This window comes from Mycobacterium asiaticum DSM 44297 (assembly GCF_000613245.1).
Taxonomy (GTDB): domain Bacteria; phylum Actinomycetota; class Actinomycetes; order Mycobacteriales; family Mycobacteriaceae; genus Mycobacterium; species Mycobacterium asiaticum.
In genome coordinates this window covers 1,835,760-1,848,436 of the sequence record NZ_HG964937.1, presented here as the reverse complement: position 1 = coordinate 1,848,436, position 12,677 = coordinate 1,835,760, and the positions used below count along the sequence as shown (strand labels likewise).

Genomic DNA, 12,677 nt, shown 5'->3' with positions numbered 1-12,677 from the left:
TTTCATTCCAACTCCTCCGACAGGTCCAGCCAGCGACCCTCCGTCGCCGCTACCTCGTCCTCGAGGGACCGTAGTTCGCCGGTCAAGCGGGTGATGCCGACGTGGTCGGATTGATCGTGCTCGGCGAGTTCGGTGTGCTTGGCCGCGATCCGCTCGGCCAGACGGGCCAGCTGCCGGTCGAGGGCCGCCAGCTCTTTTTCCGCGGCCCGCCGCTGGGCTCCCGACTTCACCGTCGGCCGCGGGACCACTTGCGGCTGAGACGATTTGGAGCGGTTGGATAACTGCAGGTACTCGTCAACGCCGCCGGGCAGGTGCCGCAACCGGCCGTCCAGGATGGCGTACTGCTGGTCGGTGACGCGTTCGAGCAGGTAGCGGTCGTGGGACACGACGATCAGGGTGCCCGCCCAGGAGTCGAGCAGGTCCTCGGTCGCGGTCAGCATGTCGGTGTCCACGTCATTGGTGGGTTCGTCGAGCAGCAGCACGTTCGGCTCGGACAGCAGAGTGAGCATGAGCTGCAACCGCCTGCGCTGACCACCGGACAGCTCACCGACCCGGGCGGAAAGCTGCCCGCGGCCAAACCCGAGCCGCTCCAGCAGCTGCGCCGGGGTGACCTCGCGTCCTTCGACCTCGTATCCCCGCTGCAGTCGGCCGAGTATGTCGGCGATGCGTTCACCGGCCAGCGCGCTCAGTTCGTCTCCCTGCTGGTCCAGCACCGCCAGGCGGACAGTCTTGCCACGCTTGACGCGTCCGCTGTCGGGCTCGACGGTGCCCGCGATCAACCCCAACAGGGTGGACTTGCCGGCTCCGTTGGCCCCGACGATGCCGGTGCGCTCTCCCGGCGCGATCCGCCACTCGACGTCGCGCAGCACCTGTCGCCCCTCAAACGAGACGGACACCTCGAGCAGATCGATGACGTCCTTGCCCAGCCGCGCGGTGGCCAGCTTGGCCAGTTCCACCGTGTTACGCAGCGGCGGCACGTCGGCGATCAGCTGATTGGCGGCCTCGATCCGGAATTTCGGTTTAGAAGTGCGCGCCGGGGCGCCCCGGCGCAGCCAGGCGAGTTCCTTGCGCATCAGGTTTTGCCGCTTTGCCTCGCTGGCAGCAGCTTGGCGGTCCCGCTCGACCCGCTGCAGCACATAGGCGGCGTACCCGCCTTCGAATGGCTCGACAATGCCGTCGTGCACTTCCCACGTGGTGTCGGCCACCTCGTCGAGGAACCAGCGGTCGTGGGTCACCACCAACAGGCCGCCGCTGTTGCGCGCCCAACGTTGTTTCAAGTGGCCGGCCAGCCAGGTGATGCCCTCGATGTCGAGATGGTTGGTGGGCTCGTCGAGCGCGATCACGTCCCATTCGCCGATCAGCAACCGCGCCAGCTGCACTCGTCGTCGCTGGCCGCCACTCAACGTGGAAACCGTTGCGTGCCAATCGATATCAGAAACCAGACCGTCGACCACATCCCGCACCCGGGCATCACCCGCCCACTGGTGCTCGGGTTGGTCGCCGACCAGCGTCCAGCCCACCGTGTGGCTGGGATCGAGGTTGTCGGCTTGGCTCAGCGCACTTACTTGCAGACCACTTCGCCGCGTCACCCGACCCGAATCCGGGTGCAACCGCCCGGTGAGAACGCCGAGCAGACTGGACTTGCCGTCCCCGTTGCGGCCGACAATGCCGATGCGCGCGCCCTCGTTGACGCCCAGGGTGACCGACTCGAATACGACCCCGGTCGGATATGCCAGGTGTATCGCCTCGGCGCCGAGCAGGTGTGCCACCGGACTGACGCTACCGATCGCGCTGACCGAACCACTTACCGCCGGACCCGGCAAAGTGCAACAATGTCAGCCGTAAGGCAATGACGATGCAGGAAGCCGGTGCGAATCCGGCGCGGTCCCGCCACTGTCATCGGGGAGCGAACCTCAATAGCCACGGCGAATAGCTGGAAGGCGAGGCGAGCGGCGATCCGAGAGCCAGGACACTCGCGTCATCGCATCCTGCGACCCGGGGCGGTGTACCCCGAGAGAGCTGATCGACGTCAATGTCACCCCTTGATCGGGTGGTCCACATCGTGGCCGCCACTTGACTGCCCCCATTTGGATGGCCGCACCGCCAGAGGTGCATTCGACGCTGCTGAGCAGCGGCCCGGGGGCGGGGCCGCTGCTGACCGCCGCGGCGGCGTGGAACGCGTTGGCCACCGAATACGCGGAAGCGGCCGAAGAACTCACCGCCCTCCTCGCGTCGGTTGACGCTGGCGCCTGGGCAGGTCCGACGGCGCAGGCATACATCGCCGCACACGCGCCGTATCTGGTTTGGCTGACGCAGGTCGGCGCGGACAGCGCGGCCGCGGCCGCCCAACACGAATCCGCCGCGACCGCCTACACGACCGCGTTGGCCGCCATGCCCACACTGCTCGAACTGGCGGCCAACCATGCCACGCACGCCGCGCTGACGGCGACGAATTTCTTCGGCATCAACACGATTCCGATCGCCCTGAACGAAGCCGACTACGTGCGGATGTGGATTCAGGCCGCCACGGTCATGAGCACGTATCAGCAGCTCGCTTCCGCGGCGTTAGCGGCGGTGCCGGAAAACATCGCGGCGCCGCAAATCGCGAAAGCCGATGCACAACAGATCGGTACAGCCGAAGCCGCCCCGTTGCCGCCCGACCGGCAGAACGAGTTCATGCAATGGCTGCAAGACATCGGGTTCGTCGACTTCTACGACGAGATCATCCAGCCGTTCATCACCTGGCTTTCCGAGCTGCCCTTCTTCCAGGCCCTGTTTTCCGGCTTCGACCCTTACCTGGTCATCCTGGGCAACCCATTGACCTACTTCAGTCCGTTCAACATCGCGTTCGCCCTTGGTTATCCAATGGATTTCGGCACCTATGTCCTGTTGCTGTCGCAGATGTTCTCTTTCGTCGCACTGGATTTGACGGCGGCGTTCGCGTCGGGCAATCCGGCGACGATCAGCTTCACCCTGCTGTTTGTCACGGTGGAGATCATCGGCACGGTGATCACCGATACCATCGCGCTGCTCAAGACGCTGCTCGAGCAGACACTGGTGCTGATCACGGTCCTGGTGCCGATGCTGACCGCGCCATTGGTGCCGTTGACAGCGGGTGCGGTGCTGGCGCCGCTCGGCATCAAGGGCCTGGCGGCCCTGGTGGCGGTACCGCCACCGCCACCGCCCGTCGCACCGGTGACGCCGCCATTGGCTGCGCTCGCTCCCAGCGTTCCGGCTTCGCCGCCGTCGCCACAATCGGCACCGCTGGAAGTAACTGCCCCGGCCACCACGGGAGCGCCGCCACCGCCGCCGGCCACCGCAGCGCCGCCGACGACCGGAACGGGCGTTGGGTTGGGGCTCGGATTAGGGATGGAAAACTTCGGCTACCTGGTGGGCGGCCTCAGCGCAGACGCGCGACGATCCGCCAGCAGCGGCGCCCGCAACAAGGCGCCAGAACCTGACACGGCACAAGAGCCCGCACCCGCGGCGACGCCGCAGGAGCCGGCTGGCGCACCGAAACGGCGGCGGACGAAGGTCGTACAGCCCGGCCGCGGCTACGAATACATGGATTTGGAGCCCGACATAGCTGCGCCGGCCGCTTCCGATCGGGGCGCGGGGTCCCAGGGGTTCACCGGTACCGCGCCGCGGCACACCGTCTCGGTGGCGGGATTGGCGACCGTGGCCGGCGACGATTTCGGCGGCAGCCCGCAAATGCCTTTGCTGCCGGGCACCTGGCCCGGCGACGCCCCCGAAAGTCCCTGACAGCAGGCCAAACGTAGGAGATTTTGCCGTAAACCGAGCCGAGGCTGGCTACCCGAGCGGTAGCGTCAGTGTGCGGCGACGCGGCCGCGGGATGGGAGACGACCATGAAGCGTTGCATCTCCGGAGGATTGGTCGCCATGCTGACGACCGCAGGGCTGATTGCCGCAGCGCCACCGGCCGGTGCCGGCTGCATTTACGGGGGACTGGCGACCATCAGCCGATGCGACGGTCCGGTGGAACCGGACGGGACTTGGCAACGTTGCGTGGTGTTCGATACGCCGAGCAGCGGCCCGAACTACCGTGCGCCGGACCGCCGCTGTGACACGATGGGCCCTGACCTGCATCCTTGGGGTTTCGCATTCAATGACCCGCCGACGCACATAGACGACTGAGGCCGAACGCGCCCGCCGCCGCGCGTGGGAAGATTGTGACCCAGACCACCCGCTGGGGCGGATGTGCCATGATTGCCACGCTGGTCAAGGCCCAACTGAGGGAGCATTGAGGAGCCGTGGTGGATCTCAATTTGTCGATGGTCACGCGACCGGTCGGGCGACTGGTGGCCACCGCTCAGAATGGTCTCGAGGTCCTGCGACTTGGGGGACTGGAGACCGGGAGCGTTCCGTCGCCGTCGCAGATCGTGGAAAGCGTGCCGATGTACAAGCTTCGGCGCTACTTCCCGCCCGACAACCGGCCCGGGCAGGCCCCGGTAGGCCCCCCGGTGCTGATGGTGCATCCGATGATGATGTCGGCGGACATGTGGGACGTCACCCGCGAAGACGGCGCCGTGGGCATCCTCCACGCCAGCGGACTGGACTGCTGGGTGATCGATTTCGGCTCACCCGACAAGGTCGAAGGCGGCATGCGCCGCAACCTGGCCGATCACATCGTCGCGTTGAGCCAAGCCATCGACACCGTCAAGGACACCACCGGTCAGGACGTACACCTGGTCGGCTATTCCCAGGGTGGCATGTGGAGCTACCAGGTTGCCGCCTACCGGCGCTCCAAGAACCTCGCCAGCATCGTGGCGTTCGGTTCGCCGGTGGACACGCTGGCCGCGTTGCCGATGGGCATCCCGGCCAACTTCGGCGCCGACGCCGCCAACTTCATGGCCGACCATGTCTTCAATCGCCTGAACATCCCAAGTTGGATGGCGCGCACCGGTTTTCAGATGATGGACCCACTCAAGACCGCGAAGGCCCGCGTCGACCTCGTGCGCCAGCTGCACGACCGCGAGGCGCTGCTGCCCCGCGAGCAGCAGCGCAGGTTCCTCGAGCGCGAAGGCTGGATCGCCTGGTCCGGCCCGGCCATCTCCGAACTGCTCAAGCAGTTCATCGCCCACAACCGGATGATGACCGGCGGTTTCGCCATCAACGGTCAGCTGGTGACGCTCACCGACATCACCTGCCCCATCCTCGCGTTCGTCGGCGAGGTGGACGACATCGGCCAGCCGGCCTCGGTGCGCGGCATCCGGCGTGCGGCGCCCAATACCGATGTCTACGAATGCCTCATCCGCACAGGACATTTCGGCCTCGTCGTCGGATCCAAGGCCGCTCAACAGAGTTGGCCCACCGTCGCCCAGTGGGTGCGGTGGATCTCCGGCGGCGGCGACAAACCGGCCAGCATCCAAGTCATGGTTGAGCAGTCAGCCGAACACACCGACAGTGGTGTTGCGTTGAGTTCGCGCGTCGCGCACGGGATCGGGGAGGTCTCCGAGGCCGCCCTCGCCATCGCCCGCGGTGCGGCCGATGCCGTCGTCGCGGCAAACAAGTCGGTGCGCACTTTGGCCGTCGAAACCGTCCGCACGCTGCCGCGGCTGGCGCGGCTCGGACAACTCAACGATCACACCCGAATCTCGTTGGGCCGCATCATCGATGAGCAGGCGCGCGATGCCCCACAGGGTGAATTCCTGTTGTTCGACGGCCGCGTGCACACCTACGAGGCCGTCAACCGCCGCATCAACAACGTGGTCCGCGGACTGATCGAGGTCGGGGTACGCCAGGGCGACCGGGTTGGCCTACTGATGGAGACCCGGCCCAGCGCGCTGGTGGCCATCGCCGCCCTGTCCCGGCTCGGTGGCGTCGCCGTATTGATGCGCCGGGACGCCGATCTGGCCGCCCAGGTCCGGCTGGGCGGAGTCAGCGAAATCCTGACCGATCCAGCCAACCTCGAGGTAGCCCGGCAGTTGCCGGGCCAGATCCTGGTGCTGGGCGGCGGGGAGACGCGCGATCTGCATCTGCCTGACGACGCGGACGTCATCGACATGGAACAGATCGATCCCGACGCCGTGCAACTGCCGGCCTGGTACCGGCCCAATCCGGGGTTCGCGCGGGATCTGGCGTTCATCGCCTTCAACGCGGCCGGCGGCGAACTGGTGGCCAAGCAGATCACCAACTTCCGCTGGGCGCTGTCCGCCTTCGGCACCGCGTCCACAGCGGCGCTGGACCGCAAGGACACGGTGTACTGCCTGACGCCGCTGCACCATGAGTCCGCGCTGCTGGTCAGCTTGGGTGGGGCGGTCGTCGGCGGCACCCGCATCGCGCTCTCGCGTGGCCTGCGTCCGGATCGGTTCGTCGCCGAGGTACGCCAGTACGGCGTGACAGTGGTGTCCTACACCTGGGCCATGCTCCGCGACGTGGTCGACGACCCGGATTTCGCGTTGCACGGCAACCACCCCGTGCGGTTGTTCATCGGTTCCGGTATGCCGACCGGGTTGTGGGAGCGGGTGGAAGACGCGTTCGCCCCCGCCCACGTCGTCGAATTTTTCGCCACCACGGACGGGCAGGCGGTGCTGGCCAACGTGTCCGCCACCAAGGTCGGGTCCAAGGGGCGTCCGCTGCCAGGGGCCGGACGCGTCGAACTCGGTGCCTATGACGCCGAGCACGACCTGATCTTGGAGGACGACGACGGGTTCGTACAGGTCGCCGAGACCAACCAGGTCGGCGTCCTGCTGGCCCAGTCCCGCGGCCCGATCGACCCGACCGCATCGGTCAAGCGCGGCGTCTTCGCCCCCGCCGACACCTGGATCTCCACCGAGTACCTGTTCTACCGCGACGCGGACGGGGACTTCTGGCTGGCCGGCCGGCGCGGCGCGGTGATCCGCACCGCACGCGGCATGGTGTACGCGGAACTTGTCGTCGACGCGCTGGGCTGCATCGGCGCGATCGATCTCGCGGTGACCTACGGCGTGTCGGTCGGGGATCGCCAGCTGGCTGTGTCCGCCGTGACGTTGCGTCCAGGTGCCAGCGTCACCGCCGCCGACCTGACGGAGGCCGTAGCCGGGATGCCGGTGGGGCTTGGCCCCGACATCGTGCATGTCGTGCCGGAGCTGACGTTGAGCGCGACCTTCCGTCCGACGGTCAGCGCGCTACGGGCGGCCGGGGTACCGAAGTCGGGACGGCAGGCCTGGTGTTTCGACGCTGACAGCAAGGAATTCCGCAAGCTGACACCGGCGGCTCGCACCCAGCTGAGCGGCAAGAAAGCGACCAAGGATGCTTGACGGATGATCGACGACGCCCTGCTCGAAATCCTGGTCTGCCCCGCCGACCGGGGCCCGCTGCTGCTTGTTGACGACGGCCGCGAGCTGTACAACCCGAGGTTGCGGCGCGCCTACCGCATCGACGACGGTATCCCGGTCCTGTTGGTCGACGAGGCTCGCGACGTCGGCGACGACGAGCACACCCGCTTTACGGCGTAAGGCCGTCCGGCAGTTCCCCGGTGAGGTAGCGCTGCAGGTTCGGCGCGATGGTGCGCGCGATCTGGTCGGTCGGCAGTGAGGCGAACGGTTCGATCTTGACGATGTAGCGCGCCATCACCACACCCATCAACTGGGAGGCAACGAACTGGGTGCGGATTCTGCCCGTCCCCACCGGATTGTCAACGCGCGAACCCACTTCCACGCTGATCACCTCCTGCAGAAACGAGCGCGCCAGGCTCACCTCGTCGCCCGCGATCAACGACCGCAGCGTCGCGATCAGTCCGGCACCCAGTTCGGAATCCCACAGCGGCAGCAACAAGGACGGCAGCCGATAGCCGAGCTCTTCGACGGGGATTTCCCGCAGTTGCGTTATCACTATCATCGGGTCGATCGGGAGGCGGATCGCGGCCGCGAACAGTTCCTGTTTCGTGCCGTAGTAGTGGTGCACCAGTGCCGCGTCCACACCGGCGGCCTTGGCCACCGCACGAATCGACGTCCGGTCAATTCCGTTGCGTGCAAACAGCTCTCGCGCGCTGACCAGAATCCGCTCGCGGGTGTCGGAGTTTCCCGCGGGCCGTCCCGGTTTGCGCTTCGCGGTGTCCGCCACCATCAAGGGGTCCTGCGCCGCAGGGTGGCAGCGGCAAGACACATTGATGCGACGGCAAAACCCAACACGACAGACATGTCACGCACGGTAGTCGCCGTCAGACCCGAATGGGCACCCACCTGCTGCAAGGCTTCCAGCGCATAGCTGGCGGGCAGGACATTACTGATCCACTGCAGCCAGTCCGGCATTGCCGACCGCGGCACGAGCACGCCGGCCAGCAGCAGCTGCGGCACCATCACCAACGGGATGAACTGCACGGCCTGAAACTCGGTGCGGGCGAACGCGCTGAACAACAGCCCCAATCCGACACCGAGGATGGCGTTGGAGATGGCGATCACGAACACCAACACCGGGCTACCCGCGGTAGTGAAATCCAACAGCCAGAACGAGACCGCGCAGGCCACCACCGCTTGCGCCACCGCGGCAGCCGAGAATGCGGTCCCGTAGGCCATCAGCAAGTCGAGTCGCCGTAGCGGCGTGGTCAGGATGCGCTCCAAGGTTCCCGACGCACGCTCGCGCTGCATGGTGATCGAGGTGATGATGAACATGACGAACAACGGGAAGAGGCCCAGCAGGATCAGGCAGGCGTTGTTGAACGGGGTAGGGGCGCCGGGCCGATGCGGGGCATCCTGAAACATGAAGTACATCAACGAGATCACCACGACGGGCACCACCAGGATCATCGCGACACTGCGGTGATCGGCACCCAGCTGGCGGACAATACGCGTCGTGGTGGCCGCGTACGGCTTGAGCTGCTGCAGCGGGCTCAGCCGGCCCTGGGACCCGCCAGCGGCTCGGTGCTGCGCCGGATGACCGACAGAAACGCTTCCTCCAGTGACGTGCATGACGTTTCCTCTCGTAGTTGGGTCGGGGTGGTGTGCGCCACCAGGCGGCCGTCGCGCATCAGCAGCAGGTCCGCGCAATGATCGGCTTCGTCCATCACATGACTGGACACCAGTAATGTCGTTCCACCGTCTGCCAGTTCACTGAATTGCCGCCAAAGCTCAACGCGCAGAACCGGGTCCAGGCCGACGGTGGGTTCGTCGAGCACGAGCAGGTCTGGCTGGCACACCAACGCGCACGCCAGGGACACCCTGGTGCGTTGACCGCCGGAGAGGTTCTCGCAGACGGCGGTTCGGTGATCGGTGAGCCCGACCCGCTCGATGGCTTGTTCGGCGGCCTGGCCGTCGAACCCGTACAGCGATGCGAAGTAGCGGACATTGTCGATCACCCGCAGGTCGCGGTAGATGGTCGGATCCTGGGGCACGTAACCCACCCGGCGGCGCAGTGCCGCCGAGCCGGCGGGATGGCCCAGCACGGTTACCGTGCCTGACGCCACGATTTGAGTCCCGACGATGCTGCGTATGAGGGTGCTCTTGCCGCAGCCGGACGGTCCGAGGAGCCCGGTGATCGTGCCCGGCGCGATGCGGACCGAGAAGTCGTGCAGTGCAGGCCGTTTACCGCGGATCACCCGGAGATGCTCGATGCTCACCGCGGGGGTTGTGATGTGTTGCATTAATTCATCGCGTGATGAAGTCATCATGTGATGAATATTCGACCTGTCGGCGCGCCTTGTCAAGAGGCCGGGCACAATCAGTTCGATGAGCGCTTCGGGACCGGCCGCGGAGTTGCTGGTCGATCCGCTCGCCGCCGCGCGCCGGCTGCTCGGTGCCGACATCCGTGGTCGGGGGGTTCGCGCCGTGATCGTCGAGGTCGAGGCGTACGGCGGTGTGCCAGACGGTCCGTGGCCGGATGCGGCGGCGCATTCCTACCGGGGGCGCAGCGCCCGCAACGGGGTCATGTTCGGGCCGCCGGGGCGGCTGTACACCTACCGCAGCCACGGCATCCACGTCTGCGCCAACGTCTCGTGCGGCCCGGACGGCACCGCGGCAGCCGTCCTGCTCCGGGCGTGCGTGATCGAGGACGGCTTGGACGTTGCGCGAAGCCGTCGTGGTGCGGCGGTTCGCGATGCGGCGCTAGGGCGCGGGCCGGGGAATCTGTGTTCGGCGCTGGGAATCACGATGGACGACAACGGGATCGATGTGTTCGATCCCGCCAGTGCGGTGACGCTGCAGCTATGTGCGCCGCTGACGCCTACGGCGGGCCCGCGAGTGGGGGTCAGTCAAGCCGCGGACCGGCCCTGGCGACTGTGGCTGGCCGGCCGGCCCGAGGTGTCGGCGTACCGACGAAGTCCACGAGCACCGGCGCCCGGGGCCAGCGACTAGGTCTGCTGCCGAGACGCTGCCCGATAGCCGGGGTCGAGGCGGCGCACCGTGAACACGAACGCCAGCGCGATGAACGGCGCGAGTAGCCCGTAAATCGCGGCAGGGGTGGCCATTTCGGCGTTGTTGAGCAGTTGCGGACTCAGCGCGATGCCGACCGCCACGACAGCATTGTGCAGCCCGATCTCCAAGCTGATCGCGATGGATTGGCGAGGGGCTAGCCGCATCCAGCGGGGCGCCAGATAGCCCACCGTCAGGCTGATCGCGCAGAAGGACACAATCGCCACGCTGAGCACACCGAAGTTGCGCAGCAACGTCGACCGGCCGCCCGCCACGCCGGCGAACAGGGCCACCACCAGCAGGACCGCCGCGACGACCCGGACCGGATTCTGCAACCGCCGCGCCAGATCCGGGAAGCGGTGACGTATCGCCACCCCGATCGCGGTGGGTATCAGCACCACCGCGAACACTCCAAAGAACTTGTCGAACTGCAGCGGGATGAACCGGCCTTCGCCGAGGAACCATGCCATCGAGGCCGCCAGGATCGCCGGTATCGCGAAGATCGACAGCACGGCGTTGACGGCTGTGAGCGTGAGATTGAGGGCCAGGTCGCCGTTGACCAGGTGGCTGAGCACGTTGGCCAGCATGCCGCCCGGGCACGCAGCCATCAGCATCAGCCCGACCGCTAGATTCGGTTCCAGATTCAGCCCCTCGGCGATCAGCAAGCACAGGCCGGGCAGTACCACGGCCTGACACACCAGAGCCACCGCCAGCGGGCGGCGAAGCTTGGCGGCTCGCCGGAAGTCGGCAACGGTCAGGGTGAGGCCAAGCGCCAGCATGACCGCCACGACGACCAGCGGAAAGAATCGATTGTCCATGTCGTTCCGCAAGTTACTCCACGGCCGACCGTCCGGCGCCACACCGCGCGAAGGCCTCGGCCGTTGACCATGCACGCCCCGCTGGAATCATCCTGAGCGAATGGCAGGCATCCGGCGCGCACGGCCGGCCCCGCATCCTGGAAGACTCTCAGCCATGGGAAACGGGATCCTCGACGAGTTGGAATGGCGCGGACTGATCGCGCAGTCCACCGACCTCGACGCGCTCGCCGCCGAGGCGCAGCGCGGTCCGCTGACCGTGTACGCCGGGTTCGACCCGACCGCGGCGAGCCTGCACGCCGGACACCTGGTGCCGCTGCTGGCCTTGCGGCGCTTCCAGCGTGCCGGTCACCGGCCGATCGTGCTGGCCGGCGGCGCCACCGGCATGATCGGCGACCCGCGCGAGGTCGGTGAGCGCAGCCTGCACGAGGCCGACACGGTCGCCGAGTGGACCGAACGAATCCGGGGTCAGCTGGAGCGCTTCGTAGACTTCGACAACTCACCGACGGGTGCGATCGTCGAGAACAACCTCGAGTGGACGGGCAGCTTGTCGGCCATCGAGTTCCTGCGCGACATCGGCAAGCATTTCTCGGTCAATGTGATGCTGGACCGCGACACCGTCCGACGCCGGCTGGAGGGTGAGGGGATCTCCTACACCGAATTCAGCTACATGCTGTTGCAGGCCAACGATTATGTCGAGTTGCACCGGCGGCACGGCTGCTCGCTGCAGATCGGCGGCTCGGATCAGTGGGGCAACATCATCGCCGGAGTCCGGTTGGTGCGCCAGAAGCTCGGTGCGGCTGTGCACGCACTCACCCTCCCGCTGGTGACGTCGTCCGACGGCAAGAAGTTCGGCAAATCCACCGGCGGCGGCAGCCTGTGGCTCGACCCGCAGATGACCAGCCCGTACGCCTGGTACCAGTACTTCGTCAACACCGCCGATGCCGATGTGATCCGCTACCTACGCTGGTTCACCTTCCTGTCGGCCGATGAACTCGCTGAGCTGGAACAGGCCACCGTGGAGCGCCCGCAACAGCGCGCGGCCCAGCGCAGGCTGGCCACGGAACTGACCGTCCTGGTACACGGCGAGGCCGCCGCCGAAGCGGTCCAACACGCCAGCCGGGCGTTGTTCGGGCAGGGCGAGCTGGACCGTCTCGACGAGGCCACATTGTCGGCGGCCCTGCGCGAAACCTCGGTCGTCGAACTCAAACCCGGTGAGCCGCAGGGGATTGTCGACCTGTTGGTGGCCACCGGGTTGTCCGAGAGCCGGAAAGCCGCGCGCCGCACCATCGGTGAAGGTGGTGTGTCTGTCAACAACATTCGCATCACCAGCGACGAATGGTCGCCCCAGCCAACGGATTTCCTGCACGGACGCTGGCTGGTACTGCGGCGCGGCAAACGGAATGTCGCGGGAGTCGAACGGCTGTAGCATTCAGCGGGGTCTCATCGCGAGGGGGAGGGGGGCGTCGACGAGACCCCGCTGAAAATGTGGGGTTGTTATCTCCTTGCTACGACAC

Annotated in this window: 11 protein-coding genes and 1 riboswitch; of the genes, 6 read left to right on the top strand and 5 right to left on the bottom strand. The window is 66.8% G+C overall.

Features of this window, described 5'->3' with window-relative positions; genetic code table 11:
* Window positions 1-2 precede the first annotated feature (2 nt).
* Entirely contained in the window at window positions 3-1,769 is a 1,767-nt protein-coding gene (locus tag BN972_RS18815; RefSeq protein ID WP_036360571.1) for an ABC-F family ATP-binding cassette domain-containing protein, read from the bottom strand.
* Between the two features lie 46 nt (window positions 1,770-1,815).
* A riboswitch (cobalamin riboswitch) is annotated at window positions 1,816-1,995 on the top strand.
* A 78-nt stretch (window positions 1,996-2,073) separates the two neighbouring features.
* On the opposite strand from BN972_RS18815, the gene BN972_RS18810 reads away from it, so the two are divergent.
* From BN972_RS18810 to BN972_RS18795, 4 genes are all read left to right on the top strand, one after another.
* Window positions 2,074-3,762, top strand: coding sequence for a PPE family protein (locus BN972_RS18810; RefSeq protein ID WP_036360570.1), 1,689 nt, complete (start codon window positions 2,074-2,076; stop codon window positions 3,760-3,762).
* A 104-nt stretch (window positions 3,763-3,866) separates the two neighbouring features.
* Window positions 3,867-4,154 (top strand): CDGP domain-containing protein, encoded by a 288-nt coding sequence (locus BN972_RS18805; RefSeq protein ID WP_036361303.1) that lies wholly within the window; start codon window positions 3,867-3,869, stop codon window positions 4,152-4,154.
* Window positions 4,155-4,270: 116 nt separating this feature from the next.
* Window positions 4,271-7,258, top strand: coding sequence for an acyl-CoA synthetase (locus BN972_RS18800; protein ID WP_099051116.1), 2,988 nt, complete (start codon window positions 4,271-4,273; stop codon window positions 7,256-7,258).
* A gap of 3 nt (window positions 7,259-7,261) precedes the next feature.
* Window positions 7,262-7,456, top strand: coding sequence for a Trm112 family protein (locus tag BN972_RS18795; protein WP_036360568.1), 195 nt, complete (start codon window positions 7,262-7,264; stop codon window positions 7,454-7,456).
* Here BN972_RS18795 and BN972_RS18790 read toward each other — a convergent pair.
* Genes BN972_RS18790 through BN972_RS18780 form a run of 3 tightly spaced genes read right to left on the bottom strand, consistent with a single transcriptional unit; the run spans window position 7,446 to window position 9,606 of the window.
* On the bottom strand, window positions 7,446-8,066 hold the full coding sequence (locus BN972_RS18790) for a TetR/AcrR family transcriptional regulator (RefSeq protein WP_036360566.1): 621 nt from the start codon (window positions 8,064-8,066) through the stop codon (window positions 7,446-7,448). The two genes, BN972_RS18795 and BN972_RS18790, sit on opposite strands and share 11 nt — an antisense overlap.
* Window positions 8,066-8,908, bottom strand: a complete 843-nt coding sequence (locus BN972_RS18785) for an ABC transporter permease (RefSeq protein ID WP_200869743.1) — start codon at window positions 8,906-8,908, stop codon at window positions 8,066-8,068. Before BN972_RS18785 ends, BN972_RS18790 begins: the two co-directional genes overlap by 1 nt.
* Window positions 8,830-9,606, bottom strand: a complete 777-nt coding sequence (locus BN972_RS18780; protein ID WP_036360562.1) for an ABC transporter ATP-binding protein — start codon at window positions 9,604-9,606, stop codon at window positions 8,830-8,832. The genes BN972_RS18785 and BN972_RS18780 overlap by 79 nt, the downstream gene beginning before the upstream one ends.
* 58 nt (window positions 9,607-9,664) lie before the next feature.
* On the opposite strand from BN972_RS18780, the gene BN972_RS18775 reads away from it, so the two are divergent.
* Window positions 9,665-10,288, top strand: a complete 624-nt coding sequence (locus tag BN972_RS18775; protein ID WP_036360560.1) for a DNA-3-methyladenine glycosylase — start codon at window positions 9,665-9,667, stop codon at window positions 10,286-10,288.
* Here BN972_RS18775 and BN972_RS18770 read toward each other — a convergent pair.
* On the bottom strand, window positions 10,285-11,163 hold the full coding sequence (locus tag BN972_RS18770; protein WP_036360558.1) for a bile acid:sodium symporter family protein: 879 nt from the start codon (window positions 11,161-11,163) through the stop codon (window positions 10,285-10,287). The two genes, BN972_RS18775 and BN972_RS18770, sit on opposite strands and share 4 nt — an antisense overlap.
* A gap of 154 nt (window positions 11,164-11,317) precedes the next feature.
* On the opposite strand from BN972_RS18770, the gene tyrS reads away from it, so the two are divergent.
* Window positions 11,318-12,589, top strand: coding sequence for a tyrosine--tRNA ligase (tyrS, locus tag BN972_RS18765; protein ID WP_036360556.1), 1,272 nt, complete (start codon window positions 11,318-11,320; stop codon window positions 12,587-12,589).
* The last annotated feature ends 88 nt before the right edge of the window (window positions 12,590-12,677 follow it).

Excerpts from the sequence above, each read along its gene's own strand:
- BN972_RS18790 (WP_036360566.1), bottom strand. The coding sequence starts at position 8,066 with ATGGTGGCGGACACCGCGAAGCGCAAACCGGGACGGCCCGCGGGAAAC.
- BN972_RS18775 (WP_036360560.1), top strand. The coding sequence starts at position 9,665 with ATGAGCGCTTCGGGACCGGCCGCGGAGTTGCTGGTCGATCCGCTCGCC.
- BN972_RS18770 (WP_036360558.1), bottom strand. The coding sequence starts at position 11,163 with ATGGACAATCGATTCTTTCCGCTGGTCGTCGTGGCGGTCATGCTGGCG.
- BN972_RS18795 (WP_036360568.1), top strand. The coding sequence starts at position 7,262 with ATGATCGACGACGCCCTGCTCGAAATCCTGGTCTGCCCCGCCGACCGG.
- BN972_RS18780 (WP_036360562.1), bottom strand. The coding sequence starts at position 9,606 with ATGATGACTTCATCACGCGATGAATTAATGCAACACATCACAACCCCC.
- BN972_RS18805 (WP_036361303.1), top strand. The coding sequence starts at position 3,867 with ATGAAGCGTTGCATCTCCGGAGGATTGGTCGCCATGCTGACGACCGCA.
- BN972_RS18785 (WP_200869743.1), bottom strand. The coding sequence starts at position 8,908 with ATGCACGTCACTGGAGGAAGCGTTTCTGTCGGTCATCCGGCGCAGCAC.
- tyrS (WP_036360556.1), top strand. The coding sequence starts at position 11,318 with ATGGGAAACGGGATCCTCGACGAGTTGGAATGGCGCGGACTGATCGCG.